The organism is Rhizomicrobium sp. (assembly GCA_037200385.1).
GTDB lineage: Bacteria > Pseudomonadota > Alphaproteobacteria > Micropepsales > Micropepsaceae > Rhizomicrobium.
The window spans coordinates 3,831,472-3,854,394 of sequence record JBBCGL010000001.1 but is presented as its reverse complement, the minus strand read 5'-3'; the positions used below and the strand labels follow the sequence as shown (position 1 = coordinate 3,854,394).

21 protein-coding genes and 1 tRNA gene are annotated in these 22,923 nt (G+C 68.1%); 12 read left to right on the top strand and 10 right to left on the bottom strand.

What is annotated here, in order from left to right:
* Positions 1 to 149: 149 nt before the first annotated feature.
* Entirely contained in the window at positions 150 to 1,640 is a 1,491-nt protein-coding gene (locus WDM91_18510) for an aldehyde dehydrogenase family protein (GenBank protein ID MEI9996596.1), read from the bottom strand.
* A gap of 16 nt (positions 1,641 to 1,656) precedes the next feature.
* Positions 1,657 to 2,037 (bottom strand): hypothetical protein, encoded by a 381-nt coding sequence (locus tag WDM91_18505; GenBank protein MEI9996595.1) that lies wholly within the window; start codon positions 2,035 to 2,037, stop codon positions 1,657 to 1,659.
* Between the two features lie 112 nt (positions 2,038 to 2,149).
* On the opposite strand from WDM91_18505, the gene WDM91_18500 reads away from it, so the two are divergent.
* Complete coding sequence (locus WDM91_18500; protein ID MEI9996594.1) at positions 2,150 to 4,393, top strand: fused MFS/spermidine synthase; 2,244 nt, start codon at positions 2,150 to 2,152, stop codon at positions 4,391 to 4,393.
* 25 nt (positions 4,394 to 4,418) lie between these two features.
* On the opposite strand, the gene WDM91_18495 is transcribed toward WDM91_18500, so the two are convergent.
* Positions 4,419 to 5,489 carry a saccharopine dehydrogenase family protein gene (locus WDM91_18495; protein MEI9996593.1) on the bottom strand — a complete coding sequence of 357 codons (1,071 nt, stop codon included), beginning with the start codon at positions 5,487 to 5,489 and terminating at the stop codon, positions 4,419 to 4,421.
* A 181-nt stretch (positions 5,490 to 5,670) separates the two neighbouring features.
* On the opposite strand from WDM91_18495, the gene WDM91_18490 reads away from it, so the two are divergent.
* Complete coding sequence (locus tag WDM91_18490) at positions 5,671 to 6,102, top strand: Lrp/AsnC family transcriptional regulator (protein ID MEI9996592.1); 432 nt, start codon at positions 5,671 to 5,673, stop codon at positions 6,100 to 6,102.
* Positions 6,103 to 6,227: 125 nt separating this feature from the next.
* Here the strand turns inward: WDM91_18490 and WDM91_18485 are convergent, their stop codons facing one another.
* Positions 6,228 to 7,466, bottom strand: a complete 1,239-nt coding sequence (locus WDM91_18485; protein ID MEI9996591.1) for a threonine ammonia-lyase — start codon at positions 7,464 to 7,466, stop codon at positions 6,228 to 6,230.
* Positions 7,467 to 7,488: 22 nt separating this feature from the next.
* A tRNA-Met gene (locus tag WDM91_18480) sits at positions 7,489 to 7,563 on the bottom strand.
* Between the two features lie 102 nt (positions 7,564 to 7,665).
* Between WDM91_18480 and WDM91_18475 the strand changes: the two genes are divergently transcribed.
* Positions 7,666 to 8,022, top strand: a complete 357-nt coding sequence (locus tag WDM91_18475) for a hypothetical protein (GenBank protein ID MEI9996590.1) — start codon at positions 7,666 to 7,668, stop codon at positions 8,020 to 8,022.
* Here WDM91_18475 and WDM91_18470 read toward each other — a convergent pair.
* The 5 genes from WDM91_18470 to flgK form a co-directional block, all read right to left on the bottom strand.
* The gene (locus WDM91_18470) at positions 8,010 to 8,348 is read right to left on the bottom strand and encodes a DUF3175 domain-containing protein (GenBank protein ID MEI9996589.1); all 339 of its coding nucleotides are present in this window, start codon (positions 8,346 to 8,348) and stop codon (positions 8,010 to 8,012) included. The two genes, WDM91_18475 and WDM91_18470, sit on opposite strands and share 13 nt — an antisense overlap.
* A gap of 25 nt (positions 8,349 to 8,373) precedes the next feature.
* Positions 8,374 to 8,910 carry a hypothetical protein gene (locus tag WDM91_18465; protein ID MEI9996588.1) on the bottom strand — a complete coding sequence of 179 codons (537 nt, stop codon included), beginning with the start codon at positions 8,908 to 8,910 and terminating at the stop codon, positions 8,374 to 8,376.
* A 106-nt stretch (positions 8,911 to 9,016) separates the two neighbouring features.
* A complete protein-coding gene (gene mnmA / locus WDM91_18460) occupies positions 9,017 to 10,126 on the bottom strand; it encodes a tRNA 2-thiouridine(34) synthase MnmA (GenBank protein ID MEI9996587.1) in 1,110 nt (369 codons plus the stop codon).
* A gap of 40 nt (positions 10,127 to 10,166) precedes the next feature.
* Positions 10,167 to 11,114, bottom strand: coding sequence for a flagellin (locus WDM91_18455; GenBank protein MEI9996586.1), 948 nt, complete (start codon positions 11,112 to 11,114; stop codon positions 10,167 to 10,169).
* Positions 11,115 to 11,123: 9 nt separating this feature from the next.
* Complete coding sequence (gene flgK, locus WDM91_18450; GenBank protein ID MEI9996585.1) at positions 11,124 to 13,262, bottom strand: flagellar hook-associated protein FlgK; 2,139 nt, start codon at positions 13,260 to 13,262, stop codon at positions 11,124 to 11,126.
* A gap of 265 nt (positions 13,263 to 13,527) precedes the next feature.
* Between flgK and WDM91_18445 the strand changes: the two genes are divergently transcribed.
* The 9 genes from WDM91_18445 to WDM91_18405 all read left to right on the top strand — a co-directional run bounded on the left by WDM91_18445 (position 13,528) and on the right by WDM91_18405 (position 22,797).
* Entirely contained in the window at positions 13,528 to 15,060 is a 1,533-nt protein-coding gene (locus WDM91_18445; protein ID MEI9996584.1) for a flagellar hook-length control protein FliK, read from the top strand.
* Between the two features lie 8 nt (positions 15,061 to 15,068).
* On the top strand, positions 15,069 to 15,728 hold the full coding sequence (locus WDM91_18440; GenBank protein ID MEI9996583.1) for a flagellar hook capping FlgD N-terminal domain-containing protein: 660 nt from the start codon (positions 15,069 to 15,071) through the stop codon (positions 15,726 to 15,728).
* 86 nt (positions 15,729 to 15,814) lie between these two features.
* Positions 15,815 to 17,140: a flagellar hook protein FlgE gene (gene flgE, locus WDM91_18435; protein ID MEI9996582.1), complete on the top strand. Its 1,326-nt coding sequence runs from the start codon at positions 15,815 to 15,817 to the stop codon at positions 17,138 to 17,140.
* Between the two features lie 168 nt (positions 17,141 to 17,308).
* Positions 17,309 to 17,584 carry a DUF1153 domain-containing protein gene (locus tag WDM91_18430; protein MEI9996581.1) on the top strand — a complete coding sequence of 92 codons (276 nt, stop codon included), beginning with the start codon at positions 17,309 to 17,311 and terminating at the stop codon, positions 17,582 to 17,584.
* 156 nt (positions 17,585 to 17,740) lie between these two features.
* Entirely contained in the window at positions 17,741 to 19,375 is a 1,635-nt protein-coding gene (fliF, locus tag WDM91_18425) for a flagellar basal-body MS-ring/collar protein FliF (protein ID MEI9996580.1), read from the top strand.
* A 6-nt stretch (positions 19,376 to 19,381) separates the two neighbouring features.
* Complete coding sequence (gene fliG / locus WDM91_18420) at positions 19,382 to 20,416, top strand: flagellar motor switch protein FliG (GenBank protein ID MEI9996579.1); 1,035 nt, start codon at positions 19,382 to 19,384, stop codon at positions 20,414 to 20,416.
* Positions 20,416 to 21,039 (top strand): FliH/SctL family protein, encoded by a 624-nt coding sequence (locus WDM91_18415; protein ID MEI9996578.1) that lies wholly within the window; start codon positions 20,416 to 20,418, stop codon positions 21,037 to 21,039. Before fliG ends, WDM91_18415 begins: the two co-directional genes overlap by 1 nt.
* Positions 21,040 to 21,042: 3 nt before the next feature.
* Positions 21,043 to 21,396 (top strand): flagellar motor switch protein FliN, encoded by a 354-nt coding sequence (gene fliN, locus WDM91_18410; protein MEI9996577.1) that lies wholly within the window; start codon positions 21,043 to 21,045, stop codon positions 21,394 to 21,396.
* A 24-nt stretch (positions 21,397 to 21,420) separates the two neighbouring features.
* Entirely contained in the window at positions 21,421 to 22,797 is a 1,377-nt protein-coding gene (locus WDM91_18405; GenBank protein MEI9996576.1) for a sigma-54 dependent transcriptional regulator, read from the top strand.
* Positions 22,798 to 22,923 lie beyond the last annotated feature (126 nt).

Here is a 22,923-nt window from a genome sequence, read left to right as displayed (position 1 = left end):
CCTATCCCCAAAACCCGTCATTGCCCGGCCCACGCTGTCGCTAGGCCTGTCCGGGCAACCCAATTTCATCGCATGAAGAAAAATGTGTCGCCCGCATAAAGCGGGCGAATGACGATCTTTTTGTTTGGCTCAGACAAAGCGCGGCGCCCTCACACCCCGAATTCGATCCCCTGGGCCAGCGGCAGGGCATTGGAATAATTGATGGTCGCGGTCTGACGGCGCATATAGGCCTTCCACGCGTCGGAGCCGGATTCGCGGCCGCCGCCGGTCTCCTTCTCGCCGCCGAAGGCACCGCCGATCTCGGCGCCGCTGGGGCCGATATTCACATTGGCGATGCCGCAATCGCTGCCCGAGGCGGCGATAAAGCGCTCGGCCTCCTGCATGTCGAGGGTGAAGATGCAGGAGGACAGCCCCTGCGGCACGGCGTTGTGCAGCGCCAGCGCGTCGTCGAGCGCCGCATAGCGCATCACATACAGAATGGGCGCGAAGGTCTCGCGGCAGACGGTCGGCGTCTGCGCCGGCATCTCGACGATCGCGGGATGGGCGTAGAACGCGCCCGCGAAGGTCTCGCCCAGCGCCCGGCCGCCGCCGGTGACCGCGCCGCCGTCGTCCTTCGCGGCCGCGAGCGCGCGCTGCATGGCGTCGAACGCCGCCTTGTCGATCAGCGGTCCGACCAGCGTCCCCGGTGTCAGCGGATCGCCGATGGGCAGTTTCGCATAGGCGGCTTTCAGCGCCGGCACGAGCGTGTCGTAGATGCTGTCATGCACGAAGAGGCGGCGCAGCGTGGTGCAGCGCTGGCCCGCCGTGCCGACCGCCGCGAACAGGATGGCGCGGACCGCGAGGTCGAGCTTGGCCGACGGCGCCACGATCATCGCATTGTTGCCGCCGAGCTCGAGGATCGACTTGCCGAAGCGGGCCGCGACGACCGGCGCGAGCTCGCGGCCCATGCGGGTCGAGCCGGTGGCGGAGACCACGGGAATGCGCGCGTCCTTCGCCAGCGCTTCGCCCGCATCGCGCAGGCCGAGGATCACCTGCGAGAGATCGGCCGGCGCGTCGCCGAAGCGCTGCGCCGCGCGCGCGAACAGCGCCTGGCAGGCGAGCGCGGTGAGCGGGGTCTTCTCGCTCGGCTTCCAGATCACGCTGTCGCCGCAGACCAGCGCCAAGGCGGCGTTCCATGCCCAGACCGCGACGGGAAAGTTGAAAGCGGAGATCACCGCGACGGGGCCGGCCGGGTGCCAGGTCTCCATCATGCGATGGCCCGGCCGCTCCGAGGCGATGGTGAGGCCGTAGAGTTGACGCGAGAGGCCGACCGCGAAGTCGCAGATGTCGATCATCTCCTGCACTTCGCCGAGGCCTTCCTGCACGATCTTGCCGGCCTCGAGCGTCACCAGGCGGCCGAGCGCGTCCTTGCTGGCGCGCAGCTCCTCGCCGAACAGGCGCACCAGCTCGCCGCGGCGCGGCGCCGGCACGTCGCGCCAGGCGCGGAAGGCGGCGGCGGCGGCGGCGATCTTCGCTTCGATGGCCGGAGGCGCATCGTAGGAGACACGGCCGATCTGCGCGCCGTCGATGGGCGAGCGGACGATATGGTCGCCGGCAGCGGCGGAGACGCCGAGCGTCTCGAGGAGATCGGTCACGGTCATGGGCGGATTCCTGTCTTCAGCGCACGGTATGGTACCCCGACGCGAGGCGCCGCATGTCGGGGACGGCCTTGGCGGCGACATACCAGACGTTGAGCGCCACGATAAGCAGCACGACGGCATAGGTGACAAGCGGCCAGAACCGGGCGCCGGCGCGCCAGGTCCGGCTGGCGCTGTTCCAGATCCCGACTAGTTGCCAGAACGCGAAGAGGAACCCGACCATCGACACCACGATCAGGGCGCGGACGAAATCGGCGCCGCCGGAAAGTCCCAGCTTGCGCACCAGCAGCAGGGCCGCGAGCTGCAGCGCCAGGGCCGGGATGAACAGGACGACCCCGTTCACCCAGAAGGATCGCGCCAGCGAATAGCCGCCGCGCCAATGCCGCGCCACAAATCCCATCCCCGTTCCCTCCCCGGCCGCTGGGGCATTATTGGGGCGGGCATTATAGCGGAAATAAGACCTGCTTAACCCTGCACGGCTAGGCTTCGCGCTCGCCGCGCCCGGATCCGCCATGACTGCTTTGGACCTGCCAGCCGTTTCGCCGCGCGCCGCCGCGCCCGGACGGCTGGTTCCAGCCGTCGTCTATGCCGCGACCGTATTCCTGTCGGCGGGGCTGCTGTTCTTCCTGGAGCCGATGTTCTCGAAGATGGCGCTGCCGCTGCTGGGCGGCTCGTCGGCCGTATGGTCGGTGGCGATGGTCGTGTTCCAGGGCCTGCTGCTGGCGGGCTATCTGTATGCCTATCTGCTCACCCGCACCCTGCCGGTCCGCCTGGCCGCGATCGTGCATGCCGGCGTGCTCGCCGCGGGATTGCTCAGCCTCCCGATCGCGGTGCAGAGCGGCTTCGGCGCGCCGCCCGCGCAAGGCGTCTCGCTCTGGCTGATCGGCCTGTTCCTTGCCTCGGTGGGGCTGCCCTGCTTCGCGCTGTCGGCCAATGCGCCGCTGCTGCAGGCGTGGTTCGCGCGGCGCGGCGCGGCGGAGTCGACGAAGGCGTATTTCCTGTATCGCGCCTCCAATCTCGGCTCCTTCGCGATCCTGCTCAGCTATCCCTTCGCGATCGAGCCCAATATCGGGCTGGCCGGCCAGTCGCGGCTGTGGAGCATCGGCTACCTGCTTTTGGCCGTGGCGGTCGCCGCATGCGGCGTGCTGGTCTGGCGGCTGCCGGCGACTTTCGCTGCTGCGGCGGCGCCCGTATCGGCCGCGGCGATACGCTGGCGCGACCGCATCGCCTGGATGGCGTTCGCCTTTGTGCCGTCCGGCCTGCTGGTGGCGGTCACCGCACATATCGCCACGGACGTCGCCTCGGCACCGTTCCTGTGGATCGTGCCCTTGGCGCTCTACCTGCTGACCTTCGTCTTCGTGTTCACCGACAAGCCGACCATCGGGCCGCGCGCGATGCTCGCGCTCCAGCCGGCCACGGTGGCGGGCCTCGTGCTGCTGTTCCTGTGGACCACGCATGTGCCGTGGGGGCTGGCGCTGCTTGGCCACCTGGCGGCGTTCTTCGTCGCGGCGATGGTGTGCCATGCCCGGCTCTATGCGCGGCGTCCGGATGCGGCGGAGCTCACCCAGTTCTATGTCTGGATGTCGCTGGGCGGCGTGCTGGGGGGAATCTTCGCCGCGCTGGTCGCACCGCAGATATTCCATAGCGTGGCCGAATATCCGTTGCTGGCCTTCGCGGCGCTGCTGCTGCGGCGCGACGTGTGGACCACGCCGCGCGCGGCTTGGCTGAAGGACGGCATCTTCGCGCTCGGCATCGCGGGCGCGCTGGCGGCCGCGTTCTTCCTGCTGGGCAAGCCGGTGGCGCTGTTCGCCGTGGGCATCATGGCGCTGGCGGCACTGCTGGCGCTGTCGGGGACGTCGCCGGCGCGCTTCCTGCCGCTGGCCGCGCTGCTGCTGGCGGCGAGCCATTTCTACGACCCGTCGCAGAGCATCGTCTATCGCGGCCGCTCGTTCTATGGCGTCTACAAGGCGGTCGACATCGATGGCGGCCGCTTCCGGGTGCTGTTCCAGGGCACGACCGCGCATGGCGGCGAGCGGCTGCGCAACGATGACGGCTCGCCCACGACGGGACGGCCCGATCCGCTCACCTATTATTATCGCGGCGGCCCGTTTTCGAGCGCGATCCAGGCGCAGCGCGCGCGCATGGGGGGCACGCTGCACGACGTGACGCTGGTCGGCCTCGGCATGGGAGCGCTGACTTGCGATGCGCGGCCGGGCGAGCGCTGGACGCTCTACGAACTCGATCCGCTCAGCGTCGCGATCGCGCATGACACGGCGCTGTTCCGCTCCGTGTCGGCCTGTGCGCCGGCCGCGCCGGTCGTGCTCGGCGACGGCAGGCTCACGCTGCGCGACGCCCGGCCGGGCGTCGAACTTCTGATCCTCGACGTGTTCTCGTCCGACGCGGTGCCGACCCATATGCTGACGCGCGAGGCCTTCGCGCTCTACAAGGCGCGGCTGGCGCCGCATGGCACGATCGCGATCAACATCTCCAACCAGCATCTGCGGCTGGCCGAGGTCGTGGCGGCGTCGGCGGAGGCGAACGGCATGGTCACGGCGGTAAAGCGCGACCCGCAGAAGACCGATCGCGCCAAGCTTCACATGCAGGCGGAGATCGCCGTGGTCGCGCGCGACGCGGCGGACATGGCCGCGCTCAAGCTGGGCCCGGACTGGCGGATCGTGCGCGGCGACGGAACGCGGGTGTGGACCGACGACTACTCCGCCATCCTGGACGCGATCACCGCCAAGCTGCGCGAATAGCGGAGCATCGTGCGGTCAGGCGCCGTCACGCATAGTAGCGCCCGAAACGGTTGGCGAGGAAGTCGGGGAGCGCCGCTTCCTCCTGCCGCACGAAGCCCTTCTGCGGCAGCTTGCCGGCGGCGAGCATGTCGCACATGGCGCAGATTCCGGCGGCGGTGGTGATCTGGATCGCGCTCATCAGGCGGCCGCCGACGGTCTGGGCGTAGATCTTCTTGGCGTAGCTTTCCTGCGTCAGCCTTCCGTCGCGCAGGCCCGAGACGGTGACGAAGATCAGCACCACGTCCTGGTAAGTGATCGGGATCGCCGCCTCCAGCACATCCTTGAAGATGTCGCGGCGGGTCCCGAGATGCAGGTCGCGCACCAGCATCTTGACGATGTCGCGATGGCCGGGATAGCGCGCGGTCTTGTAGTTCAGGTTGTCGACCTTGCCCTCGAGCGTGTCGCACAGCGTGCCGAGGCCGCCCGAGGTGTTGAAGGCCTCGTACTGCACGCCGTCGAGGTCGAAATGCTCGAGTTCCTCCAGCGAAGGCACCTCGACACGGCGGCCGTCGCGCACCGCTTCGCACGGGTTGCAGTACTCGTTGATCAGCCCGTCGGTCGACCAGGTCAGATTGTATTTGAGCGCATTGTGCGGGAACACCGGCAGGGCGCCGACGCGCATCTGCACGTCGCGCAGCGTGTCGAATTTCTTCGCCAGATCATAGGCGACGATCGAGATGAAGCCGGGGGCGAGGCCGCATTGCGGGATGAAAGCGGTATCGGCGCCCTGCGCGAGCTGCTTGATGACGCGGGTCGATTCGACGTCCTCGGTCAGGTCGAGATAGTGCGCCCCGGCCCGCTTGGCCGCCGCGGCGACCGTGGCGGTCAGGTGGAAGGGCGTGGCGGAGAGCACGATATCGTGGCCCTGCACCTCGCGCGCGAAGCTTTCGGGATCCGCGATCTCGACGGTGCGGGTCTCGACATTATGTTTGGGCATGCGGGCGAGCGAGGCGGCGTCGCGGTCGACCACCGTCACGCGATAATCGCCGGTGGCGCCGAGCAGTTCGGTGATGGCGATGCCGATCTTGCCGCCGCCGACGAGCATGACGTTCTTCATTTCGTTTCCTTCCCGACCGTCATCGCCCGCGCCTGCGGGCGATCCAATTTGTCCCAGCAAAAACGGGTCGCCCGGACAAGCCGGGCGATGACGAGTTTGGGGGAAGAAACGTGCTTTTCGCAGGCGGCGAAGCGCCGGACGGTGTAGAAAGCTCCGGCGAATCGCAGGGGGAACCGGCGGAATGACGGTACGTGACGGCGATGCCCCGCTTCTCACCCTGCTGCGCGCCAATGCGCGGGAGCCGACCGCGTCGCTGGCGCGCAAGCTGGGCCTCGCGCGTTCCACGGTGCAGGAACGCATCGCGCGGCTGGAGCGCGAAGGCACGATCAGGGGCTATACGGTGCGGCTGTCGGACGCGGTCGACGCGGCCAAGCTGCGCGCGGTGGTGATGATCGAGACCGATCCCAAGCGCGCCGACCGCGTCGCCGCCGAACTCAAGAAGATGCCGGAGGTGCGCTCGCTTGCAGCGGTCGCCGGGACTTTCGATCTGATCGCGACGGTGGAGGCCGAGACACCGGCGCGGATCGATGCGCTGCTCGACCGGATCGGGAGGAGCGCGGGGGTGGCGCGGACGGTGTCGTCGATCGTGCTGAGCGAGAAGTTTTCGCGGTAGAAATTACGCTCAGTTGTCATGGCCCGCCGGAGTGCGGGCCACCCAGTTGGGCATGGAGCACAATCGTCAACGGAAGAGGCTGCGCCGCCTGGGTGGCCCGCATTCGCGGGCCATGACAAGGGGGATTAAAAGCTCGACGGCCGCAGCGTGAAGCCTGCGCCGGTCAGCGCGCCGCGGATTTCGTCGGCATGGCTGCTGTCGCGTGCTTCGACCACCATGCCGAGCGTCGCCGATTTCACCGGCATGTCGGTCATCATCCGGTTGTGGCTGACTTCGAGGATATTGCCGCCGGCATCGCCGACCAGCGTGGCGACGCGCGCCAGCAGGCCGGGGCGGTCCTCGATCTCGATCTCCAGCGACATGAGCCGGCCCTCGCGCGACAGCTCGCGCAGGATCACGTTCGAGAGCAGGCGCATGTCGATATTGCCGCCCGACAGCACGATGCCGATCTTGCGGCCGTGGAAGAGCTGCTTGTTCTCCAGCACGGCGGCGAAGGCCGCGGCGGCGGCGCCTTCGACCACGGTCTTCTCGATCTCCAGCAGCGCGGCGAGCGCCTGTTCGATCTGCGGCTCGTCGACCAGCAGGATGTCGTGGACATGGGCGCGCACGATCTCGCGGGTGATCTTGCCCGGATCCTTGACCGCGATGCCTTCGGCGATGGTCTGGCCGGCGGAGGGCAGATTGGCCCCCTTGTAGCTGTCGTACATCGAGGGATAGGCGCGGGTCTGGACGCCGTAAATCTGGATCGCAGGATTGATCGCCTTGGCGGCGATCGCGATGCCGGAGATCAGGCCGCCGCCGCCGATCGGCACGACCAGCGTGTCGAGCGGCTCCTCCGCGTCGGCCAGCATCTCCAGCGCGACGGTGCCTTGGCCCGCGATCACCGCGGGATCGTCGTAAGGATGGACGAAGGTGAGGCCTTCGTCGCCCGCGATCTGCAGCGCACGGGCGTAGGATTCGCTCAGCATGGCGCCTTCGAGGATCACGCGGGCGCCGAAATCCTTGGTGTGCTTGACCTTGGTGAAGGGTGTGCCTTCGGGCATCACGATCGTCGCGGGGATGCCGAGGCGGCCGGCGTGATAGGCGACGCCCTGGGCATGGTTGCCGGCCGACATGGCGGCGACGCCGCGCTTGCGCTGGTCTTCGCTCAGGGAGAGCAGTTTGTTGAGCGCGCCGCGCTCCTTGAAGGAGGCGGTGTATTGCAGATTCTCGAATTTCAGGTGCACCTCGGCGCCGGTCATGCGCGAGAGCGTGTCGGAATGGCGGGTCGGGGTGCGCTCGACGGCGCCGTGGATGGCGCGCGCCGCGGCGCGGATGTCGTCGATGGTCACGGGAAGGGCTGCGGAGGCGGGGGTTGTGGTCAACGCGTCACCTCATCGAACGGATTGGTAGCAGCGGAGGGATTTGAACCCCCGACCAAGGGATTATGATTCCCCTGCTCTACCACTGAGCTACGCTGCCAAAGCCATCGCGGGCGGGCATGTAAGGGAGGGGGTCGAAGCCTGTCAAGCGAGAGCCGCCGACATGGCCTGGCGCGGGCGCCGTGGCATAATGTGGCCTGCCATGACCGCTCCCCGCAGCAAAAAGCCGCCCAAATACGCCCTGATGCAGCGGCTCGCGCTCGCCCTGCCCGGCACGCAGGAGATCCAGGATCGCCACGGGACCTGGTTCAATATCGGGAGCAAGACCTTCGCTCTGCATGGGATGCGGTCGGACCGGTGGATCCTGCGCCTGCCAAAAGAGCAAGTGACGATGCTGGTGGAGGCGGCGCCGGAGACCTTCTCGCCGATGCGGAGCGGGGCGCTGCTCTGGGCCTATGTCGATGTGACGAAGCTCGGCGCCGGGGAGTTGCGCGGCTATGTCGAGGCCGCGTGGCGCTACACCGCGCCGAAGAAATTGCAGGCGGCTCAGCGGTCGTAGAGCGCCTTCAATTCGGTCTTGGCGCGCTCGAGAATCCTGCGGCGGCTCGCGGGCAGGTTCTTGCCGGCGCGGTTGATATAGAAGGTCAGCATCGAGGCGGCCGAGCGGTAGGGCGAGGATTTGCGGGCCGTACTGGCCTCCGCCGAGCGCTTCAGCGAGCGCGCGATCGCCTTCGGATCGGGCAGCGTGAAAACGTCCTGCTGCAGCGACAGCGCATGGCTCGTGCGCGTCACCCGCGCCGACCAGCGCTTGCCGCCGGTCTTCTTCGTGGCTGTCTTCCGGACGGATGTCTTCTTCGCGCGCGTCGCCATGGGGGCAGAACGCATGAGCCGCGCTTGGGTTCACCGGTGGCTACGGTTTGGCGCTCCAGGGCTCCACGGTTCCCACGATCGAGAGCGGCGCGGCCGACCGGATAGCGGCCAGCACGCCGGCGGAAATCTCCTCGTTGCGCAGCCAGCGCGACCGGCCGCCCTCCACGACGAAGCCGAGCACCACGGCCTGGTAGTCGATCGGCAGATCGTCGGCCGCCTCGGCCATCTCGGCAAGACGTTCGGGATGAGCGGGATCGCCATGGGCGCTGCCCAGGACTTGCAGGAAGCGGCCCTCCGCCGCCACGCACTCCGCCAACGCACGGCGGGCATGCGGCGCGCGGCCATGGATCCAGGCGATGACGAGATCCGGCGGATCGAGCGCGCCCAGCGTCTCGGCCAGGGCGACGCCGTTGTTGTAGTCGCAGGCAACGGGAACGATCTCGGGTGCGATGGCGCGGATGCGACGTTCGTTGCGCGCCAGGACCGAGACGCGCCCACCGCCGTCGCAGAGGGAGCGGCAAAGACCGGCGAGCATTCCGGAGCCGCCGACGATCAGGGAATGTTGGAACGTCGTCACGCGCTTGAGCGTCCGTCAGGCCTCGATCAGGTCGAGGCAGGTTTTGTTGTCGGGCTCGCCGCTCATTCCGGAAACATAACAGGAACGGCCCCAAATGCCAATGACGTCAGGCGGCGGCGGAGGCCATTTGCGTCTTCGCGATCCAGCCGCCGCCGCGCACGCGCGAGCCGTCGCGGTCGTAGAACACGCAAGCCTGGCCCGGCGCGATGCTGTCTTCGGGCGCGAGCAGCTCGACGCGCGCGCCGCCGTCGTGGAGCGGCGTGACGCGCGCCGGCACGGGCGGACGCATGGAGCGCACCTTCACGGCGCAATCGAAGGGTGCGGCGGCGGGCACGAGCCAGTTCACGTCGCGCAATGCCACGGTGCGGGTCGCGAGCGCGGCGCGCGGACCGACCACGACGCGCGCATTCGCGGCATCGAGCGCGACCACGAAGAGCGGCTCGACATTGCCGGAGAGGCCGAGCCCCTTGCGCTGACCCACCGTGAAATGGACGACGCCGTCGTGGCGGCCGACCACCGCGCCGGAGAGATCGACGACCTCGCCGGGACGCACCGACTCCGGCTGCAGCTTTGCGACGATGTCGGCGTATTTGCCGTCGGGCACGAAGCAGATGTCCTGGCTGTCCGGCTTCGCCGCCACGCCCAGGCCGAGCTCGGCCGCAAGGGCGCGAACCTCCGGCTTCGGCAGGCCGCCGAGGGGAAAGCGCAGATAGGAAAGCTGCGCCGGCGTGGTCGCGAACAGGAAATAGCTCTGGTCGCGAACAGGATCGACGGCGCGATGCAGCTCGGGCCCCTGCGGACCGTCGAGCCGCCGGACATAGTGGCCGGTGATGAGTGCCTCGGCGCCAAGCGCGCGCGCGGTGTCGAGCAGGTCGGCGAACTTCACCCGCTCGTTGCAGCGGACGCAGGGAATCGGCGTCTCGCCGCGCCCGTAAGAGGCGGCGAAATCGGCGATCACCCGCTCCTTGAAGCGCTGCTCGTAGTCGAGCACGTAATGGGGAAAACCGAGTTGTTCGGCGACCCGGCGCGCGTCGTAGATGTCCTGGCCGGCGCAGCAGGCGCCTTTGCGCCTGGCGGCGCCCGCATCGTAGAGCTGCAGCGTCACGCCCACGACGTCATAGCCCGCGCGCTTGGCGAGCGCGGCGGCGACGGAGGAATCCACGCCGCCCGACATGGCGGCGACGACGCGGGTTCCGGAGGGCAGGCCGAGGTCCATGCGCGGCCCTATAAGCCCGCCCCGGCGCCGCCGCAAGGTTTCAGCTTTGCGGCAGGTAATTCAGCAGCGAAACCTGGTTGAGCTGGGCCGTCACCTGGACGGCGGCCTGGAGCGCGACCTGGTTCTGGTTGAGCTGGGTGATCGCAGTCGGCATGTCGACGTCTTCGATGTTGGAGACGAAGCCCTGATACATCGTGGCGAGCGACGACTGGTTGTCGGACGCGTCCTTGAGCTGGTTGTAGACGAAGCCGTTCGACGCCGCCGCCGCGTTCACATTGGTCGCGGCGGTGATGGCGCTCGGCAGTTCGTTGCTCAGGAAGGTGCTCTGCGCCTGCGTCAGATTGGTGCTGCCGGCGAAATTGCCCGACGAGCCGGCGTCGAATTGCGCGATGTCCTGCAGCGTCTGCATCAGGTCGCCGCCGATATCGGAGGCGAGCACGCCGACCTGGACGCTCTGGCCGTCCGCCACCATCACCGACTTCTGCTGCGTGCCGTTGGAGAAGGCGCCGGCGGCGGAGGGCAGCGCCGCAAGCTGGCTCAGCGACGAGACGTTGAGCGGCGGTACGTTGTCCTTGTCGCCGCCATAGAGGTAGTTGCCGTTGGCGTCCTTGGTGTTCAGGATCTGGCTCGCCTGGTCGAAGATGCCCTGCGCCGTCGCCATCAGCGTCGAGCCGTCGCCATTCGCGATGGATGTGGTGAGCGCTTGGCGCAGCTGGCCGGCAAGATCGGACAGCGAGCTCAACTGCGAATCCTGCAGGTCGGCCTGGTTCACCGCGGCGGTTGTGTTGGTCTGATAGGCGGTCGCCTTGTTCGCCGCGGTCCGCGCCGCCTCCAGCACCGCGACCTTGTCGCCGAGGCCGGCATAGTCGGTCGAGACCTTGCCGCTGGCGACCTGCGCCTGGGTCTTGTCGAGCTGGCTGGCGGCGGCCTGGACCTGGGTCAGCAGGAACTGCGACTGGCCGGCGGAGGATGTGCGTTCGATGGTCATGGGTCAGCCCTATTGGATCTGCAGCAGCGTGTCCCAGAGCTGCTGGACGACCGACAGCATGCGGGCGCCGGCGCTGTAGGCCTGCTGGTAGCTCATCATATGCGTCAGTTCCTCGTCGAGGTTGACGCCGGAGTTCGACGACAGGCGCGTCTGCGCCTCCTGCAGGCGATCGTCCTGCGTGGTCTGGTTGGCCGTGGCGGTCGAGCCGCGCGTCGCGACGTCCTGATAGAAGGCCGCGGCGTAGTCGCTGAGCGATGCGGTTTCGGCCGCCATGCCGCCGGCCTTGGCGAAGCTCTGGGTCGCGGAGGCGACGTTCTGCAGCGCCAGGGCGCCGGAATTGTCGCCATGGGTGACGATGGAATCGCCGACCGTGCTGGTCGCGGTGATCTGCGGCTTGGCGAAGGCGAGGCGCTGCGGCGACGACGCGACCTGCGGGTTGACCGCGAAGCTGGTGGCCTGTTGCGCAATCTGGTTGTCGCCGATGCCGAAAAGCTGCGTGAAGCTCATGCCGGTCGTGCCGCGCTGCGTCGTGTCGGCGGTGACGTTGAGCGCATAGCCCGCCAGCGGGGTCGACTGGGTCTGGCTGATCGAGCCGTCGGCGTTGAGGCTGAAGACGGCGGAGCCGCCCATGGCGGTGTTCAGCGCGCCGACCACGTCGCCGATCGTCATGCCGGCGGTCAGCGTGACGGTGGCGGAGCGCGCGACGTCGCCGTCCGGTCCCTTCAGCTGCAGGCTGATCTGGCTGCCGGCGGCGAACCCGCCGGCATCGCCGGCCGAAAGACCGGTCGCGAGGATCGAAGGCGTCGCCGAGCGGAAGAGATCGTTCAGCCCGAAAAACTGCGAGAAGCCCGAGCCGCCGCGGCTGGCCGGCGTGGTCGCGTCGTCCTGGGTGACGATGCCGTTGCCGCCATTGGCCGACAGCGTCAGGACGCCATTGGCGAAACTCGCCGAGCCATTGCTACCGAGCGCGCCGTTCAACGCGGCGGTGAAGCCGCCGACCGTGCCGCTGAACGATGTCGCGGCACCGCCGTTGACCGACAGCGTGCCGGCGGAGAAGTCGACGTCGATACGCTGCACCAGCGCGCCGCTGGAATCGGCGACTGCGATGGTCGTCTTGCCGGAGAAGTTGAGCGCGTCCGCGGCGCCGAGGCCGGTGTTGCGGCCGCTCAGGGAGGCCGGCGGCGGGAAGGCGGCGTTGGTATTGCTCACGGCGTTGTAGGCATTGGCGGTGGTGCGCGCCAGATTGCCGACCTCCTGGCCGAGATCGGCCAGCGTGCCGTCGCGCATGTCGATCAGGCCCTTGATCGTGCCCGAGGCGAGATGGGAATCGAAATTCTGCGCCGGGCCGATCGCGGCGCCGGACGAGGGATTGACGTTCTGGATGGAGATCGCGCCATAGGTGCCGTTGTTGGCGCCGGGCGTGTAGGCGAGCTGCGCATAGGAGCTGCCGACGAGGCCGACGCCGTCCTCCGTCATCACGTTCACGCTGCCGTCGGGCTGGTCGACCGTGCGGATGCCGACCTGCTGCGCGAGACTGCCGAGTGCGACGTCGCGCTGGTCGAGGAGGGCGCTCGAATCGTCGCCACCGATCTGCGAGGTCCTGATCTGCGTGTTGAGATCGTAGATCTGCTTGACCAGCGTGTTGACGCTGCTGACGGAGGTGGAGACCTGCTGGTCGACCTGGTTGCCGAGGCTGGAAATCTGCGACGACAGGTTCGAGAGCGTCGAGGCGAGGTTCTGCAAGCCGTTCAGCGTGCCGATCTGACTGGCGGTGGTCGAGGGGCTGAGCGCCGCCTGGCCGAGCGCGGTCGAGATGTTGGTGAGCTGGGAGGTCAGGCTCGTATTGTCGCCGGGCTGGCCGAGGAGGCCGTTCAACTGGTCGAACACCGTCGCCTGGGTGTCGTAGCGCGCGGCCGACGAGCCGGCCGAGAGCGCCTCGGCGCCGAGGAACTGATCGGTGACCCGCTGGATGTCGCCGACGCTGACGCCGCTGAGGGCGCCGCCGGAGCTCACCGTCTGTTCGTTGACGACGCGGCGGGCATAGCCCTGCGTGTTGAGGTTCGCAACGTTGTTGGAGACCACCCGCAACGCGGTGGAGTTGGTCTGGAGGGCGCTGAGCGCCACCGATGCGATTCCGTTCAGGCTCACGCGAGTGGGTCCGCAGATGCTTTTGTGCCGAGCAGGAGTTCGCAAGCGCCGTGCCATGCGAAAGCGGCGGTTTCCCCGCGATATCGGCGGCGGCACAGGGCAATCCGCGCCGTGGCGACCGGCAGAGTTTGCCGCGCGGCTGCAGTTCGTGCCCGTCCCGGGCCGCCGCAAAATTCCGTTTCCACAGGGAAGGCGCGAAAACATCTTAAAAAAAATCTGGTCCGGGGCTTGCTACGACGGGCGACGGAAACCTGCGGGCCTGCTCGTGACATCGATCGCCGCCAACCCTGTGACGAACGGACAGAGCATCGGCGCGACCGCCGGTGCCGCCGCGACTGCGTCCGCGGACGGCGATACGTTTTCCGCGATGCTGGACGATGCCGTGCAGGGCGGCGCGACGGCAAAGCCTGTTGACACGACGAGCGGCCCGACCGCGAAACCGTCCAAGGATACCGGCAAGACGGACGACGCGCGCGATCCGGCGCAGCCACTTTCGACGCCACCGGCATCCGACCCTTCCGTTCCGCCGCCGCGGGCGGATCAGGCAGCCGCCAAACCGAGCGACGACGATCCGGCCCTGCGCCCGATGGCGGGGCTCGATACCGACAGCGACACGCCGCCGAACGACCCGCCCGCCGCGACGCCGATGGCGACCACGGCCCGCGGCGCAGACACGCGGATGCGCGACGGCCGGACATCGGATCCGGCCCGCCTGCGCAGCGATACCGCCGACACACCGGACGATCCGAACGCAGTGCAGGCTGCACCGCCGCCGCAACCGGCAGTGGCCGGCGCAGTTGCGCTTGTCCCGCCGGCCATCGTCGTGCCCGCGGCGCCAGCGGATCGTGATGGCGAAGCCGAAACGACCGCGCCGATCGCACAAGCGGCCGCAGCGCCCGCGACCGATGTCGCAGCGGCAGCGATCCAGCCCAAGGGCACGGTCGTCAAACCGGGCAAGCCCGGCGATGCCAAAGCCGCCGGCGATGACGGCAAGGCGCAAAGTCGCAACAGCGCGGCCGCAACGCTGGCCGATGCCGGCACCACGGCGACGCGCAGTTTCACCGATTCCAAGACGGCGGCCGCGCCGGCGATTCCGCTGCATGGCGCGCTGGACGTGCCGAAGAACGGTTCGCAGCCGGCCGATGCGCGTCCCGCACAACAGGATCGGCCCGACACGGCGACCGCGCCCCCGGCCGAGACGCGCACGCGCGTGCCGACCGACGACCTGACAGAGCTGGCCGGCGCGACGCCGGCACCGGATGCGCGGGTGACCGCGAGCCTGCAGGCCGCTGGCCTCGCACCAACCGCCGGCCCGGCGGGCACCGCCGCAGCGACGCGGGTCTCGGCGCAGCTGCAGATCTCGCATCCGTCCGCGGAGCCCGACATCAACGCGCTGGCGTTCAATATCGCCTCGAAGTCGGACGGCGGGACCAAGCATTTCGATATCCGCCTCGATCCGGCGGAGCTGGGCCGCGTCGATGTCCGCCTGACGGTCGACGATGCCGGCAAGGCGCAGGCTTCGCTCACCGTCGAGAAGCCGCAGACGCTGGAACTGCTGCAGAAGGACCAGGGGCATCTCGAGCGCGCGCTGAAAGACGCCGGCCTCGACCTGACGCAGAACGGCCTCAGCTTCTCGCTCAAGGGCCAGCAGCAGCAACAGAGCAACAATGGCGGCAATGCCACGCCGCGCGGCCGCGGGTTCGCCGCCCGCGCCGTCGCGGCCGTCGACAGTGCCGCGTCCACAGTTTCCCTGGGCCATGTGCGCGCAAGCGACACCCGGCTCGACATCCGGGTCTAGAGGTCAACATGACAACCGTTCCCAGCACCACCAACACGCCGACCACGCCGCAGCCCAACGCCGCGCAGCAGCAGCTGAGCAGCAATTTCAGCACCTTCCTCACGCTGCTCACCACACAGCTGCAGAACCAGGATCCGCTGAGCCCGATGGACTCCAACCAGTTCACCCAGCAGCTCGTCGAGTACAGCCAGGTCGAGCAGCAGATCGACACCAACACCAACCTCAACACCCTGATCACCCAGGGCTCGAGCCAGACCGGGTCCTATGCCGTGTCCTATCTCGGCAAGGCGGTCACCGTGGCGAACGGCCAGGCGCCGCTCGCCAACGGCCAGGCAATCTGGGCCTACAACCTGAATGCCGCAGCCGCCACGACGCAGCTGAGCGTCACCGACGCCAATGGCAACGTCGTCTATAGCGGCGCCGGCGAGACCGGTGCGGGCGCGCATCTGTTCAACTGGAACGGCCAGAAGACCGACGGCACACAGCTGCCCGACGGCACCTACAAGCTGACCGTGACGGCCGCGGCCTCGGACGGCACGGCCGTCACCAACAGCGTCACCTCCACCGGCGTGGTCAGCGAAGTCGACATGACCGGCGCCTCGCCCGTCCTGATGGTCGGGCCGATGTCGGTGAACCTCGCGGACGTCGCGGGAGTCGAAACACTTTGATGTGAAACCCGCGCCCGAGAAACGGGCGCTCGAGATCCGCTCGCGGCAGGCCAGAAGCCGCGCGAGCCCCCAAGGAAAGACAGACAATGAGCATCTATGGCGCAATGATGATCGGCGTCTCGGGCCTCGACGCCAACAGCCGGGCCCTGAGCGTTGCATCGTCCAACATCGCGAACGTCAACACCATCGGCTACAAGGCGTCCGGCAACGCCTTCGCCACGCTGCTCGCCTCGGCGGTCGGCTCCGGCGACGTGTCCTCGGCCGGCGTGGTCGCCAACCAGGCGCAGAACATCACCGAGCAGGGCGGCATCACCTCGACCCAGTCGCCGACCGACCTGGCGATCTCGGGCAACGGCTTCTTCGTGGTGAGCCCCAATCTCGCCGCGACCAACGGCACCAGCCAGTCGCTCTGCTATACCCGCGCCGGCAATTTCACGCCGGACTCCAACGGCAACCTGCAGAACGCCTCGGGCTTCTACCTGATGGGCTGGCCGCTCTCCGCCGACGGCTCGGTGCCGACCGACCGCAACGACCTGACCAACATCAACGTCAACGATCTCGCCGGCAAGGCGGAGGCGACGACCTCGATGTCGATCAAGGCCAACCTGCAGGCCTCGACGGACATCACCTCCACCTATACGCCGGGCGACATGGCGGCCGGCAATGTGAAGGCCGACTTCCAGCGCACCATCAACGTCTATGACAGCCAGGGCGGCACGCAGCCGCTACAGGTCTCCTACGTCAAGACCGGCGCCAACACCTGGTCCTATGAAGTGACCTACCAGGGCGCGGGCGCCAATATCGGCAGCCCGACCAACAACGTGCTGAAGACCGGCACGATGTCGTTCAATGCCGACGGCACGCTGAAGACCGCCGACACCTCGGCCGCGTCGCCCACCGGCGACATCAGCGTCACCATCCCCTGGGCGCCCTCGGCCTCCGGCCTCAATCCACAGACCATCAGCATCGACATGGGTTCGGTCGGCGGCTCCGACGGCATCACCCAGGCCGACAATCCCTCCGCGCTCGTGTCGTCCACGGTCGACGGGGCGCTGTTCGGCTCGCTGTCCGGCATCTCGATCGACTCCGACGGTTTCGTCACGGCGCAGTTCTCCAACGGCCTGTCGCAGAAGGTGTTCAAGATCCCGGTCGCGACCTTCGCGAACCCCGACGGCCTCTCGGCGGTGTCGGGCAACGCCTATGTCGCGTCCAACGCATCGGGCTCGCCGACCATCGGCGAGGCGAATCTGGGCGGTGCGGGCGTCATCCAGTCCAAGGCGCTAGAAGGCTCGACGGTCGACCTCGCCAACGAGTTCACCAACCTCATCACCACCCAGCGGGCCTATTCGGCATCGGCCCGCATCGTCACCACGGCCGATCAAATGCTGCAGACGCTGGAACAGATCCAGTAACGCAGCGCGCGGAACTTCCGCGCCGTGCGAGGGCGCGGCGCGGAAGTTCCCGAGATGTGTCCAGTTGGAGCGGAAATCATGACGGTTCGTTTACCACGCCCCTCAGCCAAATTTTAAAGCCGGCAGGACTAGGTTGCGCGTGAGTAATGAGGTTGGGAGTCCAGATAAATGGGCGAAGAGAGAAAAGGACGCGTGAGCTACGTCATCGGGCCGGATGGCAGCCCGCTGACGCTTGCCGATCTTCCGCCGCCGGGAACACGGCGCTGGGTCATCCGGCGCAAGGCCGAAGTCGTCGCCGCGGTGCGCGGCGGCCTCCTGAGCCTGGACGACGCCTGCAAGCGCTATACGCTGACGGTGGAGGAATTCCTCGCCTGGCAGCGCGCGATCGACCGATTCGGCATGCCGGGCCTGCGCGCGACGCGGGTGCAGCAGTATCGCAACTGAGCGAGCAAGTAGCGAACAGGGAGAGCCGAGGCGCAAAGGTTACCCAATCCCTACTCGCTACTCCCCTCTCATCGTTAAGCGCGCCTTTACCAACGACACGGCAATGTTTGCCTAGCACGGCGCGAGACCTCTTCGCGTTCGAGAGCGGAGGGCACATTGCCGGAGTTCGTCAAAGCAATCGGGGCGGCGCGGTTCGGCGTCATGGCGGGCGTGGCCGCGGCGCTGACCGCGTTCTTCCTCTATGTCGCGGGCGCACTGACCGAGCCGCCGAAGGCCATCCTGTTCTCCGGCCTCGAGGCGCGCGACGCCGCTTCGGTCACCGCCAAGCTCGACTCGCTCAACGTCAAATACGAAGCCAAGGGCGACGGCGGCACCATCCTCGTCCCCGCCGACGACGTCACCAAGCTGCGCATGGAATTGGCGCAGGACAACCTGCCGGCGGCCGGCGTCGGCTACGAGATCTTCGACAAGTCGGATGCGTTCGGCGCCACCGCCTTCGTCCAGAACATCAACCGCCTGCGCGCCCTGGAAGGCGAGCTGGCGCGTTCCATCCAGACCATCCAGGGCGTCGACGGCGTGCGCGTGCACCTCGTCATCCCCGAGCGCCAGATCTTCAGCCATGACGACCAGTCGCCGACCGCCTCGGTCGTGCTCAAGACGCGCGGCGTGCTGGGCCGCGGCCAGGTGCAGGCCGTCCAGCACCTCGTCGCCGCCGCCGTCGCCGGGCTGACCGCCGAGCGCGTCGCCGTGGTCGACGACAAGGGCGACCTGCTGGCCGGGGGCGACGACAAGAACGGACCCAACGCCGCATCGATCGGCGAGGACAACCAGACGACCGAATTCGAGGACCGGCTGCGCCAGCGCATCGAGTCCATCGTCGCCAGCGTCGTCGGCCCCGGCCATGTCCGCGTCCAGGTGACGGCCGACATGAACTACAAGCACGAGAACACCGTCGCCGAGCATTTCGACCCCGACAGCAAGGTGGTGCGTTCGACCCAGACCGTCGAATCCAACAACACCGACACCAATGGCGCCGGCGCCGCGGCGGTCTCGGTGGCCAGCGCGCTTCCCGGCGGCGGCACCGCGCCGGGCGCGGACGGCTCCAAGTCCGACGCCGCCCGCACCGAAGAGACGACCAACTACGAGATCGACCACACCACCACGACCAGCGCGGTCGACGGCGGCACGGTGAACAAGCTGTCGGTCGCGGTCGTCGTCGACGGCACGCCGGGCGCGACGGCCGCCGCCTACAAGCCCCGCAGCCCGGCCGAGATGAAGCAGATCGACGCGCTGGTGAAGTCCGCCATCGGCTACGACGCCAAGCGCGGCGACATCGTGGCTGTCGACAACATGCCTTTCGCGCGCATGGACGTGCCGGACGGCACGCCGGCACCCGCGCCGCTGCTCGGCCTCGACGGCCAGGACTGGTTCAAGATCATCGAGGTGGCGATCTTCTCCGTCACCGCGCTGCTGATCGGCTTCTTCGTCGCCCGCCCGCTGATCAGCCGGATGTTCGCCCCGAACAATTACGCGCTCGCCCCGCAGGCACCGGGCGGCGTCGTGGCGGGCCAGCTGTCGCCGCCCTCCCCGGTCCCCGCATCGGCGACGCCGCAGCTCGACGCATCCGGCCAGCCGGTTGCGATCTCCGCGCCGTCGCGCCCGTCGATCGACATCTCGCAATTCGAGGGCCAGGTCCGCGAATCCTCCATCAAGAAGGTCGGCGAGGTCGTGCAGACGCATCCCGAGGAAGCGCTCGCGATCATCCGCACCTGGCTCCACGAACCGGCATAAGCGACCATGGCACCGCGCAGCAAACCGACCGTCAAGGAAGACATCCGCCAGCTCACCGGCGCCGAGCGCTCGGCGATCATCATGCTGTCGCTGGGCGAGGAGCATTCCGCCAAGCTCTGGCAGATGATGGACGAGGAGGAGGTCAAGGAAGTCTCCCAGGTCATGTCGACGCTCGGCACGGTGTCGTCGGGCCTGGTCGAGAAACTGCTGGTCGACTTCGTGTCGCAGATGTCGGGCACCGGCTCGCTGATGGGCTCCTACGAATCCACCGAGCGCCTGCTGTCGCGCATGATGCCCGAGGAGAAGGTCGGGCAGATCATGGAGGAGATCCGCGGCCCCGCCGGGCGCACCATGTGGGACAAGCTCGCAAACGTGAACGAGACGGTCCTCGCGAACTACCTGAAGAACGAATATCCGCAGACTGTTTCGGTCGTGCTCTCGAAGATCAAGCCGGAACATGCGGCGCGGGTGCTCGGCGCCCTGCCCGAGGAATTCGCGCTGGAGGTCGTGCAGCGCATGCTGCGCATGGAATCGGTGCCCAAGGACATCCTCGACAAGGTCGAGCAGACCCTGCGCGTCGAGTTCATGTCGAACCTCGCGCGCACCGCGCGGCGCGACAGCCATGAGCACATGGCGGAGATCTTCAACAATTTCGACCGCCAGACCGAAAGCCGCTTCGTCACCGCGCTGGAAGAGCGCAGCCGCGATTCGGCCGAGCGCATCAAGGCGCTGATGTTCACCTTCGAGGACCTCGGCAAGCTCGATCCCGGCTCGATCCAGACGCTGCTGCGCCATGTCGAGAAGGACAAGCTGGGCCTCGCGCTCAAGGGCTCGACCGACACGCTGCGCGACGTCTTCTTCTCCAACATGAGCGAGCGCGCCGGCAAGATCCTGCGCGAGGACATGGAAGCGATGGGGCCGGTGCGCCTCAAGGACGTCGACGAGGCGCAGATGCGCATGGTCAACGTCGCCAAGGACCTCGCCAACAAGGGCGAGATCATGATCGCCAACGGCAATGCCGAAGACGAGCTGGTGTATTGATGGGCATGTCGGCGAAATACACCTTCGACACCGAGTTCCGCCCCGAGGGCGATCTCGTCTCCAATGCCGCGCGGGCGCGCCAGAAGAAGGCGTACACGACGGACGAGATCGACCAGCTCTCGGCCCGGGCCCGCGAACAGGGCCTGAAGGCCGGCCAGGTGCGCGCCGCCGAGGCCCAGGCGCAGGAGATGGCGCGGCTGGTCGAATCCCTGCGTGCGGTCGTCACCCGCTCCGCCAAGGCGACGGAGGAGGTCCGCCGGGAAGCCGCGATGATCGGGCTCGCCGCCGCCCGCCGCCTCGCCGCCGCCGCGGTCGACGCGCTGCCCGTCGCCGATGTCGAGGAGACGCTGCGCCAGGCGCTGCACCAGGCGTTGGGCGAACCGCGCGTCGTCCTGCACGCCAGCGCCGCCGTCGCGGAGCTCCTGCGCTCCCGGCTGGCCGAGATCGCCCAGGAGGAAGGTTTCGAAGGCCGCATCGTCGTCTCGAGCGATCCCGCGATGAACGGCGCCGATTGCCGCATCGAATGGCGTGGCGGCGGAACCGAGCGCGCCGGCGCCGCCATCGAAACCGCCATCGCCGAATTGATCGCGCGCCGCTTTTCCCATCCCGCGTCGGAGGACTGAACCATGGCCCCCAATGATGTCGACCTGCCCGATCTGGGACATGAAGGGCGCGGCGCCAGCGCCGCCCTGCTGACCGGCGACAGCTCGCAGGACGCCGAGATCAAGCGCACGGCGCAGGACCTCGAAGCGGTGTTCGACGTTCCGGTCACGGTGTCCGCGGTGCTCGGCAAGTCGTCGATGGAAGTCAGCCAGCTTCTCAAGCTCGGCAAGGGCACCGTGGTCGAGCTGGACCGCAAGGTCGGCGAGGCGATCGACATCTATGTCAACGACCGGCTGGTCGCGCGCGGCGAGGTCGTCCTCGTCGAGGACCGGCTGGGCGTCACCATGACGGAAATCATCAAAGCCGGTCAGTCGTAAGCGGCGGCGAGAAGGAAACAAGCCATGCGTCTACTCATCGTCGGCCAGCTCCAAGGGCAGCTCAGCACCGCCACCAAGATCGCGATGGATCGCGGCGCCAAGGTCACGCACGCCATCGATATCGAGCAGGCCCTTGCCAGCCTGCGCGGCGGCAAGGGCGCCGACCTCGTGCTCTGCGACGTCAAATGCGACATCGCGCTCCTGGTGCGCGGGCTGTCGACGGAGCGCATCTGCACCCCGGTCGTCGCCTGCGGCATCAACACCGACGCGCGCAGCGCGGTCGATGCGATCCGCGCCGGCGCCAAGGAATACCTGCCGCTGCCGCCCGATCCCGAGCTGATCGCCGCCGTCCTCGCCGCCGTGGCGGACGAAAGCCACCAGATGATCTTCGAGGACGAGGCGATGGAGGCGGTGATCTCCCTCGCCGACCAGGTCGCGCCGTCGGAAGCCTCTATCCTGATCACGGGCGAGAGCGGCACCGGCAAGGAGGTGATGGCACGCTACATCCACCGCAAGTCGCAGCGCGCCGACAGGGCCTTCATCTCGGTCAACTGCGCCGCGATCCCCGAAAACCTCCTCGAATCCGAATTGTTCGGCCATGAGAAGGGCGCTTTCACCGGCGCCATCGCCCGGCGCATCGGCAAGTTCGAAGAAGCCAATGGCGGCACGCTGCTGCTGGACGAAATCAGCGAGATGGATGCCCGGCTGCAGGCCAAGCTGCTGCGCGCGATCCAGGAGCGCGAGATCGACCGCGTCGGCGGCACCAAGCCGGTCAAGGTCGACATCCGGATCATCGCGACCTCCAACCGCGACCTCGCCGATGCGGTGAAGCACGGCATCTTCCGCGAGGACCTGTTCTATCGCCTGAACGTCGTGAACCTGCGGCTGCCCGCCCTGCGTGAGCGGCCGAAGGACATCCAGGCGCTGGCGCGGCACTTCGCGCACAAATACGCCCAGGCCAACGGCGTCGCCTATCGCCCGATCGCGCCGGTGACCGAGCGCCTGCTGGCCGGACATCCCTGGCGCGGCAATGTCCGCGAACTCGAGAACACCATCCATCGCGCCGTGCTGCTGGCGAGCGGGCCCGACATCCAGCCCGAGGCGATCCGCCTGCCGGACGGCACGCAGGTGGCCCATGGCCGCCCCGGCGACCTGCCGGCGCCGGTGCAGGCGGCGGTGAGCAACGCGGTGGCGGTGACGCGCGGCCTGGTCGGCCGCACGGTGGCCGACGTCGAGCGCGACCTGATCCTCGACACGCTGGACCATTGCCTGGGCAACCGGACGCATGCCGCGAACATCCTGGGCATCTCGATCCGCACGCTGCGCAACAAGCTGCGGGAATATTCGCAGTCCGGCCTGGCGATCCCGAGCCATGGCGAGCAGCGCGTGGTGAACGGGTGAACACATGAACTCCGTTGTCATCCCCGGCCGAGCGAAGCGAGGGGAAGGGGACCCAGGCGTCGAAACCGTCACGGTTTTTCCGACCTGGGTCCCCTTCCCTCACACCGCTTCGCGGCGCTCGCCGGG

Excerpts from the sequence above, each read along its gene's own strand:
- WDM91_18510 (MEI9996596.1), bottom strand. The coding sequence starts at position 1,640 with ATGACCGTGACCGATCTCCTCGAGACGCTCGGCGTCTCCGCCGCTGCC.
- WDM91_18505 (MEI9996595.1), bottom strand. The coding sequence starts at position 2,037 with ATGGGATTTGTGGCGCGGCATTGGCGCGGCGGCTATTCGCTGGCGCGA.
- WDM91_18500 (MEI9996594.1), top strand. The coding sequence starts at position 2,150 with ATGACTGCTTTGGACCTGCCAGCCGTTTCGCCGCGCGCCGCCGCGCCC.
- WDM91_18495 (MEI9996593.1), bottom strand. The coding sequence starts at position 5,489 with ATGAAGAACGTCATGCTCGTCGGCGGCGGCAAGATCGGCATCGCCATC.
- WDM91_18490 (MEI9996592.1), top strand. The coding sequence starts at position 5,671 with ATGACGGTACGTGACGGCGATGCCCCGCTTCTCACCCTGCTGCGCGCC.
- WDM91_18475 (MEI9996590.1), top strand. The coding sequence starts at position 7,666 with ATGACCGCTCCCCGCAGCAAAAAGCCGCCCAAATACGCCCTGATGCAG.
- WDM91_18470 (MEI9996589.1), bottom strand. The coding sequence starts at position 8,348 with ATGCGTTCTGCCCCCATGGCGACGCGCGCGAAGAAGACATCCGTCCGG.
- mnmA (MEI9996587.1), bottom strand. The coding sequence starts at position 10,126 with ATGGACCTCGGCCTGCCCTCCGGAACCCGCGTCGTCGCCGCCATGTCG.
- WDM91_18455 (MEI9996586.1), bottom strand. The coding sequence starts at position 11,114 with ATGACCATCGAACGCACATCCTCCGCCGGCCAGTCGCAGTTCCTGCTG.
- WDM91_18440 (MEI9996583.1), top strand. The coding sequence starts at position 15,069 with ATGACAACCGTTCCCAGCACCACCAACACGCCGACCACGCCGCAGCCC.
- flgE (MEI9996582.1), top strand. The coding sequence starts at position 15,815 with ATGAGCATCTATGGCGCAATGATGATCGGCGTCTCGGGCCTCGACGCC.
- WDM91_18430 (MEI9996581.1), top strand. The coding sequence starts at position 17,309 with ATGGGCGAAGAGAGAAAAGGACGCGTGAGCTACGTCATCGGGCCGGAT.
- fliG (MEI9996579.1), top strand. The coding sequence starts at position 19,382 with ATGGCACCGCGCAGCAAACCGACCGTCAAGGAAGACATCCGCCAGCTC.
- WDM91_18415 (MEI9996578.1), top strand. The coding sequence starts at position 20,416 with ATGGGCATGTCGGCGAAATACACCTTCGACACCGAGTTCCGCCCCGAG.
- fliN (MEI9996577.1), top strand. The coding sequence starts at position 21,043 with ATGGCCCCCAATGATGTCGACCTGCCCGATCTGGGACATGAAGGGCGC.
- WDM91_18405 (MEI9996576.1), top strand. The coding sequence starts at position 21,421 with ATGCGTCTACTCATCGTCGGCCAGCTCCAAGGGCAGCTCAGCACCGCC.